The sequence below is a fragment of the Rhodovulum steppense genome (assembly GCF_004339675.1).
Taxonomy (GTDB): domain Bacteria; phylum Pseudomonadota; class Alphaproteobacteria; order Rhodobacterales; family Rhodobacteraceae; genus Rhodovulum; species Rhodovulum steppense.
Genome location: NZ_SLVM01000027.1, coordinates 25,591 through 47,698 on the forward strand (window position 1 = coordinate 25,591; position 22,108 = coordinate 47,698).

General features: G+C 64.4%; 26 protein-coding genes. 19 read left to right on the forward strand and 7 right to left on the reverse strand.

Translation table 11 applies throughout. From position 1 onward, the window contains the following. Positions 1-4: 4 nt before the first annotated feature. Positions 5-1,135, reverse strand: coding sequence for an alpha/beta hydrolase (locus EV216_RS15065; protein WP_165899278.1), 1,131 nt, complete (start codon positions 1,133-1,135; stop codon positions 5-7). Further along, positions 1,116-1,511 carry a cupin domain-containing protein gene (locus EV216_RS15070; RefSeq protein WP_132696357.1) on the reverse strand — a complete coding sequence of 132 codons (396 nt, stop codon included), beginning with the start codon at positions 1,509-1,511 and terminating at the stop codon, positions 1,116-1,118. The genes EV216_RS15065 and EV216_RS15070 overlap by 20 nt, the downstream gene beginning before the upstream one ends. A gap of 180 nt (positions 1,512-1,691) precedes the next feature. On the opposite strand from EV216_RS15070, the gene atpD reads away from it, so the two are divergent. From atpD to EV216_RS15140, 14 genes are all read left to right on the forward strand, one after another. Continuing rightward, positions 1,692-3,098, forward strand: a complete 1,407-nt coding sequence (atpD, locus tag EV216_RS15075) for a F0F1 ATP synthase subunit beta (protein ID WP_132696358.1) — start codon at positions 1,692-1,694, stop codon at positions 3,096-3,098. Then, positions 3,095-3,514 carry a F0F1 ATP synthase subunit epsilon gene (locus EV216_RS15080; protein WP_243642097.1) on the forward strand — a complete coding sequence of 140 codons (420 nt, stop codon included), beginning with the start codon at positions 3,095-3,097 and terminating at the stop codon, positions 3,512-3,514. The genes atpD and EV216_RS15080 overlap by 4 nt, the downstream gene beginning before the upstream one ends. Beyond that, positions 3,511-3,792, forward strand: coding sequence for an AtpZ/AtpI family protein (locus tag EV216_RS15085; RefSeq protein WP_132696359.1), 282 nt, complete (start codon positions 3,511-3,513; stop codon positions 3,790-3,792). Before EV216_RS15080 ends, EV216_RS15085 begins: the two co-directional genes overlap by 4 nt. Next, the gene (locus tag EV216_RS15090) at positions 3,789-4,055 is read left to right on the forward strand and encodes an N-ATPase subunit AtpR (RefSeq protein ID WP_132696360.1); all 267 of its coding nucleotides are present in this window, start codon (positions 3,789-3,791) and stop codon (positions 4,053-4,055) included. Before EV216_RS15085 ends, EV216_RS15090 begins: the two co-directional genes overlap by 4 nt. Further along, positions 4,055-4,759, forward strand: coding sequence for a F0F1 ATP synthase subunit A (locus EV216_RS15095; RefSeq protein WP_132696361.1), 705 nt, complete (start codon positions 4,055-4,057; stop codon positions 4,757-4,759). The genes EV216_RS15090 and EV216_RS15095 overlap by 1 nt, the downstream gene beginning before the upstream one ends. Continuing rightward, complete coding sequence (locus tag EV216_RS15100) at positions 4,760-5,005, forward strand: F0F1 ATP synthase subunit C (RefSeq protein ID WP_132696362.1); 246 nt, start codon at positions 4,760-4,762, stop codon at positions 5,003-5,005. It begins immediately after the preceding gene. Next, a complete protein-coding gene (locus EV216_RS15105; RefSeq protein WP_132696363.1) occupies positions 5,002-5,751 on the forward strand; it encodes a F0F1 ATP synthase subunit B family protein in 750 nt (249 codons plus the stop codon). Before EV216_RS15100 ends, EV216_RS15105 begins: the two co-directional genes overlap by 4 nt. Beyond that, complete coding sequence (locus tag EV216_RS15110) at positions 5,741-7,255, forward strand: F0F1 ATP synthase subunit alpha (protein ID WP_132696364.1); 1,515 nt, start codon at positions 5,741-5,743, stop codon at positions 7,253-7,255. The genes EV216_RS15105 and EV216_RS15110 overlap by 11 nt, the downstream gene beginning before the upstream one ends. Then, positions 7,248-8,090 carry a F0F1 ATP synthase subunit gamma gene (locus EV216_RS15115; RefSeq protein WP_132696365.1) on the forward strand — a complete coding sequence of 281 codons (843 nt, stop codon included), beginning with the start codon at positions 7,248-7,250 and terminating at the stop codon, positions 8,088-8,090. The genes EV216_RS15110 and EV216_RS15115 overlap by 8 nt, the downstream gene beginning before the upstream one ends. Positions 8,091-8,160: 70 nt before the next feature. Next, positions 8,161-9,603: a YfcC family protein gene (locus tag EV216_RS15120; protein WP_132696366.1), complete on the forward strand. Its 1,443-nt coding sequence runs from the start codon at positions 8,161-8,163 to the stop codon at positions 9,601-9,603. Next, positions 9,600-10,823: an arginine deiminase gene (gene arcA, locus EV216_RS15125; RefSeq protein WP_132696367.1), complete on the forward strand. Its 1,224-nt coding sequence runs from the start codon at positions 9,600-9,602 to the stop codon at positions 10,821-10,823. Before EV216_RS15120 ends, arcA begins: the two co-directional genes overlap by 4 nt. 30 nt (positions 10,824-10,853) lie before the next feature. Continuing rightward, positions 10,854-11,855 carry an ornithine carbamoyltransferase gene (gene argF, locus EV216_RS15130; RefSeq protein WP_132696368.1) on the forward strand — a complete coding sequence of 334 codons (1,002 nt, stop codon included), beginning with the start codon at positions 10,854-10,856 and terminating at the stop codon, positions 11,853-11,855. A 1-nt stretch (position 11,856) separates the two neighbouring features. Beyond that, complete coding sequence (gene arcC, locus EV216_RS15135) at positions 11,857-12,855, forward strand: carbamate kinase (RefSeq protein ID WP_132696369.1); 999 nt, start codon at positions 11,857-11,859, stop codon at positions 12,853-12,855. 177 nt (positions 12,856-13,032) lie between these two features. Next, positions 13,033-13,794, forward strand: coding sequence for an SDR family NAD(P)-dependent oxidoreductase (locus EV216_RS15140; RefSeq protein WP_207894015.1), 762 nt, complete (start codon positions 13,033-13,035; stop codon positions 13,792-13,794). Here the strand turns inward: EV216_RS15140 and EV216_RS15145 are convergent, their stop codons facing one another. Continuing rightward, positions 13,795-14,526: a Crp/Fnr family transcriptional regulator gene (locus EV216_RS15145; protein WP_132696371.1), complete on the reverse strand. Its 732-nt coding sequence runs from the start codon at positions 14,524-14,526 to the stop codon at positions 13,795-13,797. A 206-nt stretch (positions 14,527-14,732) separates the two neighbouring features. On the opposite strand from EV216_RS15145, the gene EV216_RS15150 reads away from it, so the two are divergent. Continuing rightward, positions 14,733-14,969, forward strand: a complete 237-nt coding sequence (locus tag EV216_RS15150; RefSeq protein WP_132696372.1) for a hypothetical protein — start codon at positions 14,733-14,735, stop codon at positions 14,967-14,969. Positions 14,970-15,117: 148 nt separating this feature from the next. Here EV216_RS15150 and corA read toward each other — a convergent pair whose 3' ends face one another. From corA to EV216_RS15170, 4 genes are all read right to left on the reverse strand, one after another. Continuing rightward, positions 15,118-16,164 (reverse strand): magnesium/cobalt transporter CorA, encoded by a 1,047-nt coding sequence (corA, locus tag EV216_RS15155; RefSeq protein ID WP_165899279.1) that lies wholly within the window; start codon positions 16,162-16,164, stop codon positions 15,118-15,120. Positions 16,165-16,301: 137 nt separating this feature from the next. Beyond that, positions 16,302-17,303, reverse strand: a complete 1,002-nt coding sequence (locus tag EV216_RS15160) for a DUF808 domain-containing protein (protein ID WP_132696374.1) — start codon at positions 17,301-17,303, stop codon at positions 16,302-16,304. 49 nt (positions 17,304-17,352) lie between these two features. Further along, positions 17,353-18,702, reverse strand: a complete 1,350-nt coding sequence (locus EV216_RS15165; RefSeq protein ID WP_132696375.1) for an ATP-binding protein — start codon at positions 18,700-18,702, stop codon at positions 17,353-17,355. Beyond that, a complete protein-coding gene (locus tag EV216_RS15170; protein WP_132696376.1) occupies positions 18,699-19,358 on the reverse strand; it encodes a response regulator transcription factor in 660 nt (219 codons plus the stop codon). Before EV216_RS15170 ends, EV216_RS15165 begins: the two co-directional genes overlap by 4 nt. Before the next feature lie 144 nt (positions 19,359-19,502). Here EV216_RS15170 and EV216_RS15175 point away from each other — a divergent pair, with 144 nt between their 5' ends. The 4 genes from EV216_RS15175 to EV216_RS15185 all read left to right on the forward strand — a co-directional run. Further along, positions 19,503-19,826, forward strand: a complete 324-nt coding sequence (locus EV216_RS15175) for a PepSY domain-containing protein (protein ID WP_132696377.1) — start codon at positions 19,503-19,505, stop codon at positions 19,824-19,826. After that, positions 19,819-21,174, forward strand: a complete 1,356-nt coding sequence (locus tag EV216_RS15180) for a ferredoxin reductase family protein (RefSeq protein ID WP_132696378.1) — start codon at positions 19,819-19,821, stop codon at positions 21,172-21,174. The genes EV216_RS15175 and EV216_RS15180 overlap by 8 nt, the downstream gene beginning before the upstream one ends. A gap of 180 nt (positions 21,175-21,354) precedes the next feature. Beyond that, positions 21,355-21,720 carry a hypothetical protein gene (locus EV216_RS18355; protein WP_165899280.1) on the forward strand — a complete coding sequence of 122 codons (366 nt, stop codon included), beginning with the start codon at positions 21,355-21,357 and terminating at the stop codon, positions 21,718-21,720. 44 nt (positions 21,721-21,764) lie between these two features. Further along, on the forward strand, positions 21,765-22,108 hold a 344-nt coding region (locus tag EV216_RS15185), incomplete at its 3' end, for a DUF2271 domain-containing protein (protein ID WP_132696384.1).

The following is a 22,108-nucleotide window of genomic DNA, read 5'->3' on the forward strand; positions in this document are numbered from 1 at the left end:
TGCGTCAGTCCCCTGCCGGCCCGTCCGCCAACCGGACGCGATTGAACAACACGTCCTGTCTCAGGATCTCGCGGGCGCGCAGCGGCTCTTCGAACAGCGGACTGTGGGCCGATGCATCGAATGTGTAGAACCCCTTCACCGGGGCATCGATCTGGTCGAAGTACATACGCGACAGGTCGTGATTTGCTGTCAGGTCATGCGCGCCGGTAAAGAAGTACACCGGCAGATCGAGCCGGTGGATCCGTGTCGTCAGGTCCGTTGCGATGAATTCATCCCATAGGAAACGTCTGGACCACGCCATTCCTCGCCAGATCGCGATCTTTTCGCAGATGGTGTAGGCGCGGCAGCGCCACACGGGAATGAACACCCCGGAGATGACCGATCGCATGTCGCGCGTCGTGCCGACGCCGAGCCTGTGCATCGCGTCGTCGCGCACCCGCAGCCAGGCATCCGACAGGCCGTCCGCCCTGCTGACAGGGGCCGCCTCCAGCCTGCGCACCATCGCGGTATCACCCAGCGCGCGGTATTGCTCCAGCAGGAACGCGTTGGCCGCGACCTCTGATTGCAGTTGATAAGAGACCTGTCCCATGCCGACATAGGCATGAAACCGCTCGGGGGCCGCCGCGGCGACCTGTATGCCCAGGAAGCTGCCCCAGGAATGACCGAGAAGGTAGATCTTGTCCTGTTGGAAGCGGTCGCGCAGGTAGTCTGCCACCGCGACCGTGTCCGCGATCATTTGCGCGACAGTCATGCTCTGTGGCGGGATATCGGCTGAAAATGACAGGCCCGCACCGCGCTGTTCCCACCAGACCACGGTGAAGTCATTCTCGAGTCCTGTGGGATGCGTGGTGTTCAGAAAGAACTCGGGCATGCCCGGTCCGCCGTGCAGGAACAACAGAACGGGGTTTGACGGATCCCGGCCCTGGATGATAATCCCCTGACGGATGCCGTTGATCGGGACAAAAACCCGTTCAGACAAACTCCCTGCGATCCGATGCCCGGCCTCATCGACCAGCCGCGGCGGCTCACCGGGGCTCAGGGCCCGCAGAGCTCCACCAGTCCCGATGAGCGCAGCGTCAAGCACCGCTGCGCCGCCGATCAGAAGCCTGCGACGGCTACTCGGTTGCCACGCCATCGAAGGTCTCGTGCGAAGCCTCGGCCTCGGCCTTCTTTTGCTGGACCAGACGATCCATGTGTTCGGGCGGACCATAGAGCGTGTAGAGATGCAGGGGCTTGTCGCCGGTATTGGTCAGGTTGTGGACCGCGCCGGCGGGCACGATGACGCAATCGCCGTCCTTGACCTTGTGGGTCACGCCGTCGATCACGATGGCACCCTTGCCTTTTTCGATGCGAAAGAACTGGTCATGGGTCGCGTGCGTCTCGGTCCCGATGTCCTGCCCGGGTTTCAGCGCCATCAACACCAGTTGCAGATGCGTGCCGGTGTAGAGAACATGCCGGAAATCCTCGTTCTTCTCGGTCAGCTTCTCGATATCGGCAACATAGCCCTTCATCGCGGTCTCCCTTTCCATGGCTGCATCTGGCGGCGTCCGATCGGACGCCAACTCAAGGGCAGTCAACGCGCAATTGTCTGCTCCGTCCCTGATGCACATCAGTGCAGGGACCGGTCCACTCGATCACAATCGGGTCAAACGCCCGATGCGGCGTGAGTCAAGACCCCGAAAGGAGACCCGATGCCCAAGGCGACACCCGCAGGGCGGGTCCATGCCGTGCGCGGCGCGGTGGTCGATGTGCGTTACGATTCGGGCACGCTGCCAGCGCTCAACGAGGCGCTGCTGGTCGAATTGGACCGCCCCGGCCCGCTGATGCTGGAGGTGCAGAGCCATCTTGACCTGACGACCCTGCGCGCGGTCGCTTTGCAGGCAACGGCGGGCTTGGCGCGTGGCGTGCCCGTGCGCGCATCCGGTGCACCGATTACCGTGCCGGTGGGGGCCGCGGTGCTGGGCCGACTTCTCGATGTGACGGGTGGCCTTCGCGATCTGGGTGAGGCGCTGCCCGAGGACACCCCGCGTCGGTCAATCCATGCCGCCCCGCCGCCGCTGTCTGCGCAAAGCACCACGACCGAGGTGTTCGAGACCGGCATCAAGGTGATCGACCTGCTGACGCCCATGGCGCAGGGCGGCAAGGCGGCGATGTTCGGCGGTGCGGGCGTGGGCAAGACGGTTCTGGTGATGGAACTGATCCACGCCATGGTGGAGAAATACGAAGGAATCTCGGTCTTTGCAGGCATCGGCGAGCGGTCGCGCGAGGGGCACGAGTTGCTGACCGAGATGTCGGAGTCGGGCGTTCTGCCCCGTACGGTGCTGGTCTACGGCCAGATGAACGAACCGCCGGGGGCAAGGTGGCGCGCGCCACTGACCGCGCTGACCATCTCGGAATACTTTCGCGATACAAAACACCAGAACGTTTTGCTGCTCATGGACAACGTGTTCCGCTTTGTTCAGGCGGGGGCCGAGGTATCCAGCCTGCTGGGCCGGTTACCCTCGCGCGTCGGGTATCAGCCGACGCTGGCCTCCGAGGTGGCGGGATTGCAGGAACGCATCGCCTCGGTCGCAGGCGCGGCGGTGACGTCGATTCAAGCGGTTTATGTCCCGGCCGACGATTTCACCGATCCGGCGGTGACGACGATATCGGGCCACATGGATTGCGTGATCGTGCTGAGCCGCGCGCTGGCGGGGCAAGGCTTCTACCCGGCGATTGATCCGCTGGCATCCTCTTCCACACTGCTCGATCCGGCCGTGGTGGGCGATGACCACTACCGGATTGCCAGCGAGGTGCGCGAGATGCTGGCACGGTTTGCCGAATTGCAGGACATCATCTCGCTTCTGGGCGTCGAGGAGCTGGGCAGCGCCGACAAGCGCATCGTCACGCGTGCGCGGCGCCTGCAACGTTTCCTGAGCCAACCCTTTGCCGTGACCGAGGCATTTACCGGCACACCGGGCCAGTCCGTCACACGCGCTGACACACTCGCCGGATGCCGCGCCATTCTGGACGGCGAGGCGGATCAGTGGGCCGAGGCATCTCTTTACATGGTTGGCCGTTTTGCAGACGGGCGTGCGAAAGAAACGGCCGCCGCATGACCCGCTCCATATCCCTGCGCATCATGACCCCGCTGGCGATCATCGTGGATCAGCCGGCCGGCAGCCTGCGCGCCATGGATGCCAGCGGCAGCTTTGGCATCCTGCCGGGCCATGCCGATTTCCTGACCCGGCTTGCGGTGTCGGTCGTCTCGTGGACGGCGCCAGACGGTGCGGCCCGGTTTTGCGCCGTCCGCGGCGGGGCGCTGACAGTGAACGCGGGCCAGGTCGCCATCGCCACACGCGAGGCGGTGACGGGCGACGATCTGGCAACGCTCGACCGCGAGGTGCTGGCCCGGTTCCGCGCCGAGATGGACGAGGAAAGGGTCGAGCATGTGGAAACCACGCGCCTGCACCTGAGCGCGATGCGGCAGATGCTGGCCCGCTTACAGCCGAAACCACGGGGGGCGGGTGTATGAGCGACCCTGAAGACGACGATCCCCTGATCCGCGAAGTGCGCACCCATCAGGCAAGGCGTGCGGCATGGGCGCGTGACGGAGAGGCATCGGTCGGTCGGCGGCTGGCGCAGATCGGCGTGTTGGGCTGGATCATCGTGGCGCCGATGCTGGGCGGGATTGCTCTGGGTCGCTGGCTGGACGGGCGGTTCGATACGGGGCTGTTCTGGACGGCACCGCTGCTGATGGTCGGGCTTGTGCTTGGTGGCTGGTTCGCCTGGCGCTGGATGGGCAGCGCATGAGCGGTCTGTTGATCCTGACGCTGTGGCTGGCGGGTGGGGTGCTGATCGGCCTGATCTACTTCCGCATGGTGCGGCACAGCGCCGATCTCATGCTGTCGCGGCGGCGCGGCGGCCCATGGTTCGGTGTGGCGCTTGTGCTGTTGCGGATGGCCGGGCTTGGCGGGGTGCTTGTCATCGCGGCGATGCAGGGGGCCGGGCCGTTGCTGGCAGCCGCACTTGGACTGCTGATCGGGCGCTTTGCCATGATGCGGAGGGCGGTGTGATGGACAGCCCGCTGGAAACATTCCCGCTGTTCATGGTGGGGCCAGAATCGTTCGCTGTGCCGATCATGGCGTCGGTGGTGGTGACATGGGCGATCATGGCGGTGCTGGTATTGGGCGCGGCCTTGCTGACTCGCCGCCTGACAATGGTCCCGTCAAGGGCGCAGGCGACGGCGGAATTGCTGGTCGGCACCGTCGATCAGCAGATCCGCGATGTGACCGGAGCCGCGCCGGCGCCTTACCGCGCCTTTGTCGGCACGCTCTTCCTGTTCATCCTGATCGCCAACTGGTCCTCGCTCATCCCCGGCGTCACACCGCCCACCGCCACGATGGAAACGCCCGCAGCACTGGCCGCCATCGTGTTCCTGTCAATCATCTTCTTCGGCATCCGGGGCGGTGGCGTGGGCGGCTTTCTGCGCGGCTTTGCCCTGCCCAACCCCGTGATGATCCCGCTCAACATGCTTGAAAGCATCACCCGCAGCATTTCGATGTTCGTGCGGCTGTTCGGCAACGTGATGAGCGGGGTGTTCGTGATCGCCATCGTCGGATCCTTGGCCGCCCTGTTGGTGCCAATCCCGCTGATGGTGCTCGATCTGCTGACGGGCGCCGTGCAGGCCTACATCTTTGCGGTGCTGTCGATGGTGTTCATCACGTCCGCCGTGGAGAAGGGCAAGCCTCAAACCGCCCCCGAAACCAAGGAGTCCTGAATGGATTATGTCAACATCGTCAGCATCTTCTGCGCCGCCTTTGCAGTGTCTTTCGGCGCGCTTGGCCCAGCGCTGGCCGAGGGACGCGCGGTTGCCGCCGCGATGGATGCCATCGCTCGCCAGCCCGAGGCTGCCAACACCATCTCGCGGACGCTGTTCGTAGGTCTGGCGATGATCGAGACAACGGCCATCTACTGCCTTGTCATCGCGCTGTTGCTGCTGTTCGCCAACCCGATGATGCCATGACGTTCGACTACTGGACCCTTGGCTTTCAGGCGGTCAATGTCCTTGTCCTGATCTGGCTGCTGCACCGGTTCTTCTGGAAACCAGTGGCTGCGATGATCGCCGCGCGGCAGGCAACCGTTGCGACCCTGCTGGACGAGGCAAAGGCAAAACAGGCCGAGGCCGAGGCTGCACTGGCCAAGATTGCCGCCACAAAGGCGGGGCTTGCTGCCGAGCGTGACGCGATGCTGGCCACGGCCCGCAAGGATGCACAGGCCGCCCGAGAAACCCTGCTGGCCGAAGCGCGGGCCGAAGCCGAAGCCCTGCACGCCACCGCCAAGGCCGCCCGCGTCCGCGCCGCCGAGACGCTGAAGGCCAACGCAATTGACGAGGCACAAGGCCTCGCGCTGACCATTGCCGGTCAACTTGCTGCGCGGCTCGACGGCCCGGCGACCGATGCGGCGTTTCTGCGCTGGCTGGTGGAGGGTCTTGCGGCGCTGTCCGATACCGAGCGCACGGCGCTGGCGGGTGTGGAGTTGGAGCTCGTGAGTGCCGCCGATCAGGACAGCCCGGTCCAGGACCGGATTGCCGCAGCAATCACAAACGCCCTTGGCACCCCTGCCAAGCTGACCTTCCGCACCGAACCGGCGCTGATTGCGGGGCATGAACTTCACGCGCCGCATTTCAGCTTGCGGAATTCGTGGCGCGCCGATCTGGACCGCATCGCCGCAGCCCTTGGCGAAAAGGGCGATCTTTCCGATGCCGCATGATGCGCTCTGGCTGAAAGACGCCGCCGCCCGCGTCAGGTCCACCGCGCTCGGCCCCCTCGCCGAACACCGGGGTCGGGTCGAGGAGATTGCCGACGGTGTTGCGATGATTTCAGGCCTGCCGGACGTGCGGCTCGATGAATTGCTGCGCTTTGACACCGGGCCTTTTGGCTTTGCGCAGGTTCTGGAACCCGACCGGATCGGCTGTGTGCTGCTGGATGCCGCCCACGCCCTGCAAGCAGGGGACGCCGTCCACGGCACGGGCGATGTGGTGCGTGTGCCAGTGGGGGCCGGCCTTTTGGGGCGCATCGTCGACCCGCTGGGTCGCCCGCTGGATGGCAAGGGGTCGATCAGCGCCGACGCGACCCTGCCCATCGAGCGTGAGGCCCCCGGCATCATCGAGCGCGACCTGGTCGTCAATCCGGTGCAGACCGGGGTGCTGGTGGTCGATATGCTGTTCGCATTGGGGCGGGGCCAGCGCGAGTTGATCATCGGCGATCCGGCCACGGGCAAGACGACGCTGGCGATTGATACGATCATCGCGCAGCGCGACACCGACATGATCTGCATCTATGTCGCGGTCGGCCAGAAAACCTCTGCCGTGCGCCGCGCCGTCGATGCGTTGCAGACCCATGCCGCCTTTGAGCGCTGCATCGTGGTGGTGGCCGGGCCCGCCACCCCGCCCGGCCTGCAATGGATCGCCCCCTTTGCCGGCATGACCATGGCCGAGCATTTCCGCGACAAGGGCCAGCATGCCCTGATCGTGATCGACGATCTGAGCAAACACGCCGCCACCCACCGCGAGATCGCCCTGCTGACCCGCCAGTCACCGGGGCGCGAGGCCTATCCGGGCGATGTGTTTTACGTCCACGCCCGCCTGCTGGAACGCGCAGCCAAGCTGTCAGCAGCCAAAGGCAGTGGGTCGCTCACGGCGCTGCCGATTGCGCAGACCGAGGCGGGGAACCTGTCGGCCTATATCCCGACCAACCTCATCTCGATCACCGACGGGCAGATCGTGCTGGATGCGCGGCTGTTCCAAGAAGGCCAGAAACCCGCTGTCGATGTGGGCGTGTCGGTCAGTCGCGTGGGCGGCAAGACGCAGGCCCCCGCGCTGCGCGATGCGGCGAAATCCCTGCGGCTGGACTATGCGCAGTTTCTGGAGATGGAGGTGTTCACCCGCTTCGGCGGCACCATCGAGCCGCGGGTGCAGGCAAAGCTGACGCGCGGGGCGCGGCTGCGCGCGGTGCTGCGCCAGAACCAGCATACGCCGATGCGGCTGGGCGAAGAGGTGGCGCTGGTGCTGGCGGTGCAGGAGGGGCTGCTGGACGCGCTGGCGCCCGATCAGCTCGCCAGATTTCGCGACGATCTGGCCACGTCTCTGGAAGCAGGAGGCGCTGACGTGCTACGCAAGATCGAGACAACGGGGAAACTGGAGACGGCTGACGAGGCCGCGCTGCTGGCGGTTCTGAGCAAGCTGGCCATTTCACAGGCCACCACCGATGTCTGACGCCGACCTCTCTGCCCGGATTGACGGCATCCGCCAACTGGGCAGCGTCGTGCGCGCAATGACAGGTATTGCCGGTGCCCGCGCCCGCACCGCCCGCGCCCAGATCGCGGCCGTGGACGAATATGCCGCCACGCTGGACGCGGCATTGTCGCAGGGCCTGGCGGGGATGCCTCAGGAAGAACCTGACCTGACGGCCCGTCCGGCGCTTTTGGTGTTCTGCGCCGAACAGGGGTTCGTCGGCGGATTCTCGGAGCGTGTGCTGGACGCCGTTGGAGCGATCCCGGAAGGCACCGATCTGTTCCTGATCGGAAATCGCGGGACGGCGATTGCGGCGGCACGGGGGACCCTTCCCGTATGGTCGGCCGCGATGCCGTCCCGCTCTGCCAGCCTGCCGAAGTTCGCGGACCGGGTGCTGGGGGCGGTGCTCGCAGACGGCGACCTGCGCCCGGTGTCCGTGGTTCATTCGATCTGGAACCATGGACAGGCGGCGGTTGAACGCAGCGCCTTGTTCCCGCTGCCGCCCGCGAAAGACGCCGCACCTCGGGCCGCACCGCTGACCAACCTGCCTGCCGCCGATCTTGCTGCCGCGCTGGCACTGGACCAACTTCACGCCGGACTGACCCGTGCCGCACTCCATGCTTTCGTCGCAGAGAACGAGGCGCGGATGGCCGCCATGTCCGCCGCATCCCGCCAGATTGAGGATGAGTTGGGTGTCCTGGAGGCCCTTGCACGCAGAGAGCGGCAAGAAGCGATCACCGCCGAGATCATCGAGATCGCGTCTGGGGCGATGGCGGGCCTCCAAGGGCGCAGCGCGGTTCAGAGTGTCCACACCTAACCTGCGTCAGCACATCCCGGCCTCATCCCGGCTACCCTGATCCCGACACTTCACTTCCGGGAGCAGCCTCATGCCATCCACTGAAGAACCGGATATAAAATCGGGGTTTCGCTTCCCGTCGGCGTTCACCATTCTGTTCGCGCTGATCGTCCTGGTCGCAGTCCTGACCTGGATCATCCCCGCAGGACAGTATGAGCGCGTCGCCTCCGAGGCCCTTGGCAAGGATGTGCCCGTCGCGGGCACCTATGCGCCCACGGACGCCGCCCCGCAGGGCTTTTTCGACGTCATCCTCGCCCCGATCGCGGGCTTCTATGACCCCGTCGAATACGTAGCCCGTGCCATCGACGTGTCGCTGTTCGTGCTGATCATCGGCGGGTTCATCGGGGTGGTGACGAGGACAGGCGCCATCGATGCCGGGATTGCGCGGGCCATGGTGCGTCTTAAGGGGCGCGAGAACTGGATGATCCCGATCCTGATGGCGCTATTTGCCCTTGGCGGCACGACCTATGGCATGGCCGAGGAAACGCTGGCTTTCTACGTCCTGCTGATCCCGGTGATGATCGCGGCAAAATACGACGCGCTGACGGCGGTGGCTGTAATCCTGCTGGGGGCCGGTGTGGGCGTCCTGGGATCAACGGTCAACGCTTTCTCGACCGTAATCGCCTCCGATGCGGCGGGGATCAGTTTCGCCGATGGTCTGGTGCTGCGGCTGATCATTCTGGTGGTTTGCTGGGGGGTCACAGTGGCCTTCGTGATGCGCTATGCGGCAAAGGTTCGAGCCGATCCGACGAAATCGCTGGTCTATGACAGACAGGCAGCGAACGAGGCGCATTTCCTTGCCGAGACCCCGTCAGAGAACGTCGGATTCACCGTGCTGCACAAGATCGTTCTGATCATGTTCGCGCTGACCTTTGGCGTGATGGTCTGGGGCGTATCCATCGGCGGCTGGTGGATGGCGGAAATGAGCGGGCTGTTTCTGGCGGCCGCAATCGTGATCGGCATCGTCGCCCGGCTGGGTGAGGGCAAGCTGGTGGAGGCTTTCGTGAACGGCGCGCGCGATCTGCTGGGGGTCGCGCTGATCATCGGGCTCGCACGCGGAATTGTCGTCGTGATGGATGCCGGGATGATCACCGACACTATCCTGCACGCGGCGGAAACGAGCGTGGCCGGCCTGTCGCAGACCGCCTTTATACTCGTGATCTACTGGGTTCAGGTCGGGCTGTCGTTCTTCGTGCCTTCCACCTCCGGGCTGGCCGTTCTGTCCATGCCCATTCTCGCCCCAGTCGCTGATTTCGCGGGCGTCAAGCGCGAACTGGTCGTCACCGCCTTCGCCACCGCCAGCGGCATGGTCAATCTGATCACGCCCACGTCGGCCGTGGTCATGGGCGGGTTGGCCATTGGCCGCGTTCCCTATGAACGCTGGCTGCGCTTTGTCTGGCCGCTTCTTCTTGTTCTCACTGTCATCGTCATGGCCGCCCTCGCGCTCGCCGTCCTGTTTGGAGCCCCCGCATGACACTCACTTACGGCGTTCATTCCGAGGCGGGCCAGTTGCGCCGCGTCATGGTTCACCGGCCCGGGTCGGAAATGGCGCGGCTGACGCCCGCCAATGCGGAAAGTCTGCTGTTCGACGATGTGCTCTGGGTCAAGCAGGCCCGCATTGACCACATGGCGTTCGTCGATGTGCTGCGCGAGCGCGGCGTCGAGGTGGTTCTCCTGCGGGAACTGCTGGAGGAGGTCGTCACCAACCCCGAGGCGCGTCGCTGGTTGCTGGATGCGCGCATCAATGACAATTCGGTGGGTGTGGGGCTGGCTGCCGACCTGCACGCCTGCCTGATGGAGATGCCGGCCAACGCGCTGACCCATATCCTGATCGGTGGAATGAGCCGGGCGGAACTGCCCATTCCGATGAAGGGCGTCGTGGCCCCCATGCTGCGGGACGAGGATTTCCTGCTGCAGCCGATGCCCAACCAGATATTCACGCGCGACAGTTCCTGCTGGATCTACGGCGGAGTGACGCTCAACCCGATGTTCTGGCCCGCCCGCCGGCTGGAGACGCTGAACCTGGCCGCGATCTACCGGTTTCACCCCGATTTCAAGGATGCCGGTTTCCCGATCTGGTATGGCGATCCGATGGTGGATCACGGCCTTGCCACGCTCGAAGGCGGCGATGTGATGCCAGTTGGCAATGGGGTCGTGCTGGTCGGCATGGGCGAGCGCACCACGCCGCAGGCGGTGGGCCAACTGGCGCGCGCGCTGTTTGCCGGCGGCGGGGCGGAACGGGTGATCGCCTGCCAGTTCCCGCGCGCCCGGTCCTCGATGCATCTCGATACAGTCTTCACTTTCTGCGACCGCGATTTTGCGACGGTGTTCAGCGAAGTTACCGACGCGATCCAGGCCTATTCGCTGCGCCCGGATGACACGGGCGGCGTGCAGGTGACGACGGAGAAGGCCCCGTTCCTCGACGTTGTCGCCGGGGCTATGCGCCTTAAAAGACTGCGCACCGTATCAACCGGCGGCGACGCCTACGAGAGCCAGCGCGAACAATGGGACGACGCCAACAACCTGCTGTGCATCAGCCCCGGCGTCGTGGTGGGCTACGCGCGCAACACTCATTCCAACACGCTCCTGCGCAAGGCCGGGGTCGAGGTCATCACCATTTCCGGCGCCGAACTGGGGCGCGGTCGCGGCGGGTCGCACTGCATGACCTGTCCGCTCGTCCGCGATGCGGTGTGATGCGCGCGATTTTCCTGAAAGGACCACCCCATGCCCCAAAACCTGCACGGTCGCAGTTTCCTGAAACTGTTGGACTTCTCACCCGACGAGTTGAGGTTTCTCCTTCGCCTCGGTGCCAGCCTGAAGGAGGCCAAGGCGACAGGCACCGAAAAACAGCTTCTGAAGGGCAAGAACATCGCGCTGATCTTCGAGAAGGACAGCACGCGGACCCGCAGCGCGTTCGAGGTTGCCGCCTTCGATCAGGGCGCACATGTCACCTATCTTGGGCCCTCGGGCAGCCATATCGGCACCAAGGAGACGATGAAGGACACGGCGCGGGTTCTGGGCCGGTTCTACGACGCCATCGAATATCGCGGCTTTGGCCAGGCGGATGCAGAAGTGCTGGCGCAATTTGCCGGGGTGCCCGTCTACAACGGGCTGACGGACGAATTTCACCCGACGCAGATCCTTGCCGATCTGATGACGATGCGCGAATACACCCACAAGCACCTGTCCGACATTTCGTTCTGTTTCATCGGCGACACCGGCAGCAACATGGGAACATCCCTGATGGTTGGCGCGGCCTTGATCGGTATGGATATCAGGCTGTGCGGCCCGCAAAGCCTGTGGCCCGATCAGGCATTGGTCGATCAATGTCACAAACTGGCGGAAACCAGCGGCGCGCGGATCACCCGGACCGAAAAACTGGCAGAAGGGGTGGAGGGCTGCGACTACATCTACACTGATGTCTGGGTGTCGATGGGCGAGCCCGAAGAGGTCTGGGCCGAACGCATCGCATTGCTGTCGCCCTATACCGTGACGCGGGAGGTATTGGCCCTGACTGGCACGCCGCATACCAAGTTCCTGCATTGCCTGCCTGCCTTCCACAACCGTGACACCGACACCGGCGAGAAGATCTTCCAGACCTACGGGATCGACTGCATGGAGGTGACGGACGAGGTGTTCGAATCCCCTGCCTCGGTCGTATTCGATCAGGCGGAAAACCGGCTGCACTCGATCAAGGCGGTTCTTGTCGCCACGATAGGCGCCTGAGATGCGGATCGTGGTTGCCCTGGGCGGCAATGCCCTGTTGAAGCGCGGCGAGCCGATGACCGCAGAGGCGCAGCATACCAATGTCCGCGTCGCGGCGGCCGCTCTGGCCGATCTCGCGCGCGATCATCAGATCATCGTGGCGCATGGCAACGGCCCGCAGGTCGGGCTGATGGCGCTGCGCTCTGCCGCCTATGCGCCGGACAACCCCTGGCCGCTGGATATCCTCGGCGCCGAGACCGAAGGCATGATCGGTTATCTGATCGAACAGGAACTGATGAATGCCCTTCCGAAGGGCACCGATTGCGCCACGCTGCTGACGCGGGTGGAGGTGGACCCGCAAGACCCCGCATTTGACCAGCCCACGAAACCCATCGGCCCGGTCTACACGGCGGAAGAGGCAAAACTGGTGCGCGCCGAACACCGCTGGTCGATGGTGGAAGAGTCGAAGGGCGGGTTGCGCCGTGTCGTGCCATCCCCGCTGCCGGTGGCCATTCTGGGCATCGGGCCGATCCGTTTGCTGGTCGAAGCCGGTGTCTGCGTGATCTGTGCGGGCGGTGGTGGCATCCCGGTGGTGCGTGGTGCAGATGGCAAGATGGAGGGCGTCGAAGCGGTGATCGACAAGGATCGCACTTCGGCCTTGCTGGCGCAGGCTCTGCACGCCGATGTCCTCTTGATGCTGACCGACGTGGAAGCGGTGTATCGCGACTGGGGTGGGCAGCATCAGGCCGCTATCGGCCAGGTCACGCCGGATGCGCTCGACGCCATGAGCTTCGCGGCAGGCTCAATGGGGCCAAAGATCACCGCCGCCTGCGATTTCGTGCGGTCGGGCGGTGCCATGGCCGGGATTGGCCGCCTGCAAGACGCGCGCCGGATCGTTGAAGGGCACGCTGGCACGCAAGTGCGCATGGAACAACTGCCGGATGAAAATCGATTGCCCGGCGAAAAGAGCTCCGCAAAGCTATCGAACCACCAACATGAATCAGTGCGGGGCCATGCTTGACGGTTCATCGTAGATTACAACCTTGCGGCAGGCCTCGTCCCCGATGGCTCCGCAGGGTGCTACCCCGTCCCACCCGATGCACCTGTCCCCCTCGTCCGATGCATCGGGTGGACGGTCCAATGCCTGCGCTCAGATGCGGCGGTGGGTGACCCAGAAGGATAGAAGATGACCCAATCCATGACCGGCAAGATCGCTCTCGTCACCGGCGCCGCAGGTGCTCTTGGGATGGCTGCCGCCAGGTTGCTTGCAGACCGCGGCGCGACTATCGCCGCCACTGACATGGCGGGCGCGGATTTCGGTCCACTGCGCGCGGCAATCCCGGATGCGCAACGCTTACTGACCGTTGAGGCCGATGTGACCGATGAGACTGCGTTCGGTGCTGCCGTAGCGGAGACCGTCGAGAAGTTCGGCACCATCGACATCTTCTTCAACAACGCAGGAATCGAGGGGCCGGTCGCCCCCATCCCAGACTTCCCGACTGACGGCTTCCGCAAGGTGATGGACGTCAACGTGACGGGCATCTTCCTCGGGCTGAAGCTGGTTATCCCGGTCATGGCCAAGGCCGGGCGCGGCAGCATCATCAATTCCTCCAGCGTGGCCGGGCTGACCGGATCTGCAGGCCTATGCGCCTATGTCGCCAGCAAGCATGCCGTGTTGGGCCTGACCCGCGCGGCGGCGGTCGAATGGGGGGCCAAGGGCATCCGCGTGAACTGCATCAACCCCGGCCCCATCGAAAGCCGAATGATGTCTTCAATCGAGGAAGGCGCCAGCCCCGGCGCAGCCGCCGCCGTTCATGACGGTTTCGCGGCGACGATCCCGATGAAGCGCTATGGGACGCCGGACGAAGTCGCAGGTGTCGTGGCTTTTCTTGCATCCGACGAGGCCGCCTATGTCAACGGGGCAGCCTATACCGTCGATGGCGGCATGACGGCCGCCTGATCACTTGAGCAAAGGTCCGTCGTGATCGAGATAGGTCTTGTCGAACTCTGCAAGCGCCACCAATCCGTCCAGATCGTGAATCTCGACCTGTCCGTGCTGGAACGTCACAAGGCCGTCCTCGCGCAGCTCACGCAGGACGCGATTCACATGAACCGCGCTCAGCCCCAACGTGTCGGCCAGCAGGTATTGCGACAGCGGGCAGGCATAGCCCGACGTCGATCCCAGCCCAACCAGTTTCAGCCTCGCACCCAATTCCAGAAGGAAATGCGCGGTACGCTCCTTCGCATCCCGACGGCCGATGCTCACAAGATGCTCGACCACCATGGCCTCATCGCGCGACGCGGCCCAGAGCACAGCGGTGGCAAGTCGCGGTGTCTCGTTGAAGGTTTCCAGCAGATCGCGTACCAGCACTTCGGAAGCCTCGACCTTCGTCACGGGTTCAATGTTGTGGTCCGAGGTTCGGAACAGCACAGACCGCAGGCCAAGGAAGTCTCCGGGGATCTGGAAATCGACGATCTGTCGCGTGCCATCCGCGAGGATCTTGTAGGAACAGACCCAGCCCGATGCCAGGATATAGGCCGCCTGATCGGTCTGCCCCTGATGCACCATGTCCACGCCGACGGGAAAGACCTTTCGCCGACCATGCAATCTGTCAAGCGCCGACTGCTCTTTGTTGGACAGGGCGACAAAGGCACCGAGTTTACGCGCGAATGGGCTGTGAATGACACTCAATGCCAACGCTCCTCTGACGACAGATGTCCCGGAGGGACGGACGCGGGCACATGGGACTGTGTCTGTGCAAACGACACATAGGCGCCAGGACACCTGTTCGAACTGATCTGCCTCAGCCAACGCTACCACACATCTGCGACACTGGCGCACTGATCCCGATCAACGGGCGTCTCACACCCGACATCTGTTCACGGAAGGCCAAGCCAATGCCCCACATCCCCGACGTGCCAGGAAGTGCGGCGCTCGCGATCTGCGAGTCGCTTCTGCTTGCACTGAATGACCGCAACATCCTGCCGGAACGCGAGATCGTCGGAATCCTTCGCGATGCCGCCGCGGCGCACGCAAATGACACGGGTGATGACGGACAGACCGAGCTCCACGCCGCAGTCGCGGCCCTGATCAACGGAATTCTTGCTGGTGGAAACTCGGTCCGTCGCAGGTGACGGCTGTTGAAGCGATAGAAGCCCACTGTCCATCTGCAACAGGAGAGGCCAGAAAAGGTCAAAAACACGCAGCGCAGGATAAAGGCGGCCAGTTCGATGAACCGAATCCCAGGTCGGCGGGGTCGAATGGAAGCTGGCGTATCCGCGCTCACTCCCGCCCCCGACCGATCCAGCCCTTGCTGCGAAACCAGATCAGCAGCCCGGCCGCGATTATCGCCATGAGCATCAGGATCGCCGGATAGCCGTAGCGCCAGCCGAGCTCCGGCATGGACAATGGCCCTGCTTCGGGATCGAAGTTCATGCCGTAGACGCCGACGATGAAGGTCAGCGGGATGAAGATCGTGGCGATGATGGTCAGCACCTTCATCACCTCGTTCATCCGGTTGCTGACGCTGGAGAGATGGATGTCGACCAGGCCCGAGCATATTTCGCGATAGGTCTCGATCATGTCGATCAGCTGGCTCGCGTGGTCGTGGCAGTCGCGCAGGTAGATCAGCGTCTGCTTTTCGATCAGGGGCGAGTCCTCGCGCAGCAGCGCATTGACCATGTCGCGCAGTGGCCATAGCGCGCGGCGGGCCGTCAGGAGGTTCCGCTTCAGTTCATGGATGCGGGCGATCTGCCGGTTTCCGGGCTGTGCAATGACATCGTCCTCCAGTTCCTCGACTTGCTCGCCATACGCCTCAAGGATCGGAAAGAACGCGTCGATCGCGGCGTCGGTCAGCGCATAGGCCAGATAGTCCGGGCCGCGCTGGCGGATCTGGCCGCCGGGATTGCGCAGCCGGTGGCGTACCGGGTCGAAACTGTCTCCCGGGCGCTCCTGGAACGTCACGACGAAGTCGCGCCCCAGTGCCATGGTGACCTGCTCCGTCTCCAGTCTGGCCGGTGAAACGTCCACCGTCGATGGAGAGGCCACCGGCATGCGCAGGACGATGAAGAGATAGCTGTCATAGGCCTCGACCTTGGGGCGCTGGTGCAGGTTCACGATGTCCTCGAGCGCCAGCGGATGAAGCCCGAATTCCTTGCCAATGTGCTGAAGCGTGGGGATGTCTCCCAGCCCGTCGACATTGATCCAGCGGACAGCCGGGGCATGCACAGATGCGGCCAGGTCAGTGAGGACCGCGGACGCGGTTTCTTCAAAGCTGTCCGCACCGTAGGCAATCGTCTGGATCTGCGGATGCACGGCCTCCGGCGCCACGGTCAATGTTCCGGGGGCGGCACCCGGCGGGGTCCGGCGGCGATGTCTGTTCCGGTGCGGTTTCGGGTGGCTCAAGCCGTGTCTCGATTCAGTTGCAGGTCAGACCTTGGCAGAGATGTCGTGCAGCAGAGCATGCCTCACTCCCTCCACGACGAGACTAACCTGGCGGCGGGAGCCACCAGATACTTGACGAGCGGGATCGTTGTGAGACCGAGCGCAAGTCCGAAGAGGCCGTCCAGACTGGCGGTCACTGTCCACTCAACGACGGCGCCTGCAGCCCCGACCAGTCGCGCTGCACCCGCCGCCACATCATGGATCTGGTGACCGATCATGCCCCATCCCAGCACTTCCAGGCCATGGATCACGATCGAACCGCCAACCCACAGCATCGCGGCCGTGCCGATCGCGGATATCACCGCCAGCACCGACGGCATCGCCTTCACGATCCCCACGCCAAGGGAGCGGGTGACCGGCCAGTGCCCAACCTGCGCCAACCGCAGACCGACATCATCTGCTTTGACGAGGATTGCGACGCTGCCGTAGACGAGAACGGTTATCCCGATGGCGACCAACGCGAGGGCCGATCCCGTAACCCAGAGGCTGTCGGATGTGATCTGCGCCAACGCGATGGTCATGATCTCGGCAGAGAGGATAAAGTCCGTCTTGATCGCCCCCGCGACACGGTCCGCCTCCAGATGCGCGGCGTCGAGCGTCTCGGGCGCGGGTCCGTGATGGGCCTCGGGGCGGATCAGATGCAGGATCTTCTCCGCCCCCTCGAAACACAGATAGGTGCCGCCCAGCATCAAGAGGGGCGTCAGAAGCGAGGGCGCGAAGATGGACAGCAGCATCGCCGCAGGCAGCAGGATGACCAGCTTATTGAAGATTGACCCGCGCGCGATCTTCCAGACCATCGGTAGCTCGCGCGCGGCGGGCAGGTTCTGGACGTACTTGGGCGTAACGGCGGCATCGTCGATGACGACGCCGAGCGATTTCGTTCCGGCCTTTGCGGCGTCATTGATCACCGACCCGGCGATCTTCACGCCAGCTCGGGAGGCCTGAGACGCAACATCGTCAATATGAACAGCCGCGAGCTTGGCAAGTGCGGCTACGTCGTCGAGCAGTGAAAGCAGGCCGCTCATTCGCTATGCTCCTTGGTAACCGCTGCCGCAGATGTCAAATAATGCCGTATCAAACATTGGCCCCGCCGGCAGGCAACCTGACGGACGCCTCAAACCCCGAAGCAGCGCCGGAACGCGGTGACCTCAGAACCAGCGGGCTTTCGATGCGATCCGCGATGGCGGCGACAATCGCGAGGCCCAGCCCGCTGCCATCTGCACTTGCGCCCGCGCGCTCGAAGCGGGCTGTGAGCCGTTCCAGAGTTTCAGGTGGCAGGACGGGCCCGTCGTTCGCGACGATCAACTGGCCATCCCGCGTCAAGGTCACGTCGACCGGGGCGGCGTCCGAGCCATGTCGCAGAGCGTTCTCCACGAGGTTTCGACACAGGATCCCGAAGGCATCGGGATCGAGGTCCGACATCACCGGTGCCTCCGGCAGCGTCAACGCGATGCGGCCAGGCGATCCAGTTCGGGCGACATCGTCGACTACCAGGCGCGCAACGATCCTGAGATCGGAGCATCGATCCAGACGAAGCTGTCCGCCTTCGGCCCGCGCGAGTTGCATCAGGCGTTCGGACAGGCGGGTCAGTCTCTTGAGAGTGGCCTCGATCTCGGCCGCCCGCCCCCTGGCGGCCGTGTCGCCAGTTTCCGACTGCAGGCGCTGGACTTGGGCGATGGCGCCGGCCAAGGGCGTGCGAAGCTCATGCGCGGCGTTCGCGGCAAAGCTTCGTTCGGCATCAAAAGCGGCCTTCAGCCGGTCGAGCAGCCTGTTGAGGGTGGCCGCCACAGGAGCGATTTCGGATGGAATGTCACCGCTTGGAACGGGTGACAGGTCCCGGGCATTGCGCGCATCCAACCGTTCGCCGAAGCGTCGAAGGGGTGCGAGGCTCGCCTTGACGGCGAAAACGATGGACAGCAACGCCAGGGGCACCACGATCAGCAGGGGTAGACCCAGACCCATCTGTATCTCGCGCGCGACGGAGGCGCGGTGGTCCAGGGGTTCGGCAACCGTGATCCTGACCGTGCCCTGCAGCGCGTCTTCGTTGTAAAGCCGGTGGGTTGCGGTCTGGCGGAAGCCCGGACCGTCGTAGGCCGGAAAAGCCGCCACGTCGGCTGCGTGCGACTGAAGCAGGATGCGACCGCCGGCGTCACGCACGATGTAGGTGAAGAGCTCGTCATGCGCGCGGATGGCGCCAAGCCGCTGCGTGACCCAATCCTCTTCATCCTCTTCGCGCCCGACGATATCCACGACCGCCAGTGGCAACAGGCGCTGCGCAGTCTCCTGCAGCGCAGAGTCGAAGACCTCGTCCATCTCACTCCGCAGGATCAAGGCCGTCACGGAGGCGGCAGCGATCCACAGCACGGTCAACAGAATGCCAAGGAACAGTCCGAGCCGGGCCTGCAGGCTCGCGGGTCCCCTCATGGCTTGCCCAGGCGGTAGCCCATGCCGCGCTCGGTCTCGATGAAGTTTGGCCCGAGCTTCTTGCGCAGGCGGCTGACATGGACCTCGATGGTGTTGCTCTCCACCTCGGCGTCGAAGGCGTAGAGTTTCTCTTCCAGCTGCGCCTTCGACAGAAGCTGACCGGGGCGGGACAGGAGCGCCTCGAACAGCGCCCATTCCCGTGCGGTCAGCGAGACTGGCTTGCCCTCGCGGCGGATGCTGCGCGCGGCAAGGTCGATCTCCAGCGCGCCATGGCTGATGATCGGGTTCGGATTGCCGGTGTATCGCCGGGCGACCGAGCCGATGCGCGCCGACAGTTCCGACAGGTCGAATGGCTTCACGAGGTAGTCGTCGGCCCCGGCATTCAATCCTTCGATCCGGTCCGACACCTGGTCGAGCGCGGTCAGGATGATCACGGGCGTCACGTCGCCGCGCGCGCGCAGGGTTCTGAGAAAGCCGATGCCGCGGCCATCGGGCAGCATCAGGTCGAGCAGCACGAGATCGTAAGCGGCGCCGGCCATGGCATCTCCCGCCGCATCCAGCCGCGTGACCCAGTCCACCGACTGACCGTCGCCTGCGATCTGATCGCGCACGGCGGCGCCCAGAACCGTGTCGTCCTCGATCAGCAGGATGCGCATGTTGGTCCCGATCCTTTCCCGATGACCCTCCATGACTTGTCTGGCTGACGCAAAGCTGACGCCGCCGGGCTCCGAGCTTCAGGCTCCCGTCAGCTTCGCCGCGCATGTGTTGCATCAAGAGGCGTGCCACGAGGAGTTTGCCCCATGAAGAAGACATTGACAATTCTCGGCTTTCTCGCGGCCTTCCCGGCGGGGGTAGCGCTTGCCGATGACGACTGCTTCGTGCCCATGGCGGACTGGCAGCCGAGGGATGCCGTTCAGCGCCTCGCCGAAGACAACGGCTGGACCGTGCGCCGCATCAAGATCGACGACGGCTGCTATGAGATCGACGGCCGGGATGCCGAGGGGCGCCAGATCGAGGTGACGGTTCATCCCGCCACGCTGGAAGTCATCGAGTTCGAATACGAAGACGATGAGGACGAAGACGATCGCTCTCGCAGGGATCGGGAGCAGCGAAGCGATGACTGATCTGGCGCAGCCCACAAAGAACGTGAACGTGGGGCCAGTCCGGTCGTCCATTTCCTGGACGACAGCCGTTGGCGACCTTCTGAACCTGTCTGGCCTCTTGCTGGTCGCCCTGATGTGCGTTCTGGCGGGGCTGCTCGGCTTCACCACCTATGCGTCCTACGGTTCGGAGGCAGCCATCGGTATTGCCGTCGGGGCCGCGGCGGTGGTCGCCATGAGCCAGACCCTGATCCTTGCCGCACGACCGCGTCTGCTGGAGCCGTTTTTCGGTGGGCTCGACCGCATGTACCGGGTCCACAAGTGGCTGGGTATCTCCGCGATGGTCCTGATGATCCTGCACCAGCAAATCGAGCCGGATTTCGAGCGGACGGTGCGCGAGACCGGTTTGGGGGAGCTGGCCGAGGAGGCAGGGGAGTTCGCCTTCAATGCGCTGCTCGTGCTGATCGCAATCAGCTGGTTCCGGCGCCTGCCGTTTATCGGGCTGGAGATTCCCTATCAGTTATGGCGTTTCAGCCATCGGTTCATGGGCGTCCTTTTCGCCGTCATCGTGTTTCACCAGTTCTTCGTCGACATGCCGACCGGGGTCGATCCGTCGCTGTCGGTGATGCTGAACACGTTCGGGCTCGGTGGAGTGATCGCCTGGGTGCATACCGAATTCGTTGCACCGAGCCTGCGGCGCAGGGAGTATACGGTCAGCGACATCAGCCGACATGGCGACACCACCGCGTTGACGCTCAGCCCCAAAGGGCGGGCCATGCGCTGGCGGCCTGGGCAGTTCGCCTTCTTCCGCGCGCCTGAGGCGGGTTTTTCCGAACCGCACCCGTTCACGATCACCAGCGCCCCACGCCCTGACGGCGCGCTGACCCTGTCAATCAAGGGGCTGGGTGGCTGGACCCGGCGCTTGCCTGACGCCCTTCGAACCGGGATGAGCGTGCAGGTCGAGGGGCCCTATGGCCGGTTCGACTTCCGCAAGGGTGGCGCGCGCCAGATCTGGCTTGCGGGCGGCATCGGCATCACGCCGTTCCTTGCGTGGGCGGAAAGCCTGACCGAGGCAGAGCGGCGAAACATTCACCTCGTTCATTGTGTCAGCACACCCGAAGAGGCGATTGGTGTTGAGATCCTTCAAGCGGCGGCGGCGCGCAACCCGCGGTTCAGCTTTCAGTTGGTCGCAACCGCGCGTGATGGGCGCCTGACGGCCGAGCGTCTGATCGGTATGGCGCCATTCGCGGTCCGGGATGCCGATCTGTGGTTCTGTGGCCCGAAGGGCCTGAAAGACGGGACCCTGAAGGGTTTGAAGGCGCTGGACCAGACGCCGCGATGCGTCCGCTTCGAGTATTTCGAGTTCGCCTGACAATCAGAACATCCGTTCAGCGCACTTACCAGGCTCCGCTCGCGCCCCAGCTTCCCGCCCCGCCAGATCGGCGGGGCTTTTTTTCCTGACGGCAAGCTGAAGCGGGAATCGCAAGGCCGTCAGGAAGGCCTCAGGTCAGGTCTGCATATCGGTCTCAGAAAACGAAAAGGAGACCCTCCGATGCGAAAGACCCTCACCCTGCTTGTCGCCTCCACAGCGCTGACCGCCGTGATCGGCAGCACCGCCTGGAGTGCGATGAGCACCGCCCCCGATGGGAGCCCTCGGCCCTTCGCGGCGATCTGGCAGGACGCGGCGCAGTCCTTGCCCCTCATCCTCGCCAGTGACGACGATGACGACGATGATGAAAACCGCGGCTCGCTGCGTGATCACGACGACGATGATGACGAAGAAGACTGCGACGACGACGATGATGACGACGACGACTGCGGCACCGGCGCTCCCAATCCTGCGCCCGCCGGCACCGTCGCCCCACCGCAGAACGGGCTTTTCGGGAACGGCGCTCCGCCGCAGGTCCAGGTGAACTGAGCCACTCCGCCGCAACTCTCCGAACAAGGACCGATCCGATGAAACTGAAATCTCTTCTCGCAACGCTCGCGCTCACCACTGCGCTGACGCTTCCCGGTCTCGCCATGGCAAGGCCGGTGACGCTCACCACGACCCTTAACACCTACGGCGGCGACGGCGCCTACCTCGCGCTCTATGTCACCGACGCCTCGGGCGCCTATGTCGGCAGCCTCTGGATGGCCGGCGACAAGTCGAAGTACTACGAGCATCTGAGCGATTGGTACCGCGCCACCGGCGGCGACACTGCTCAGGTCAACGGCATCACCGGCGCCAGCGTCGGCGCGGGCCGCACGCTCGAGATCACGCTCGATCTGGCCGACGCGCTGTTCGATGCGGGCTACACGCTCCA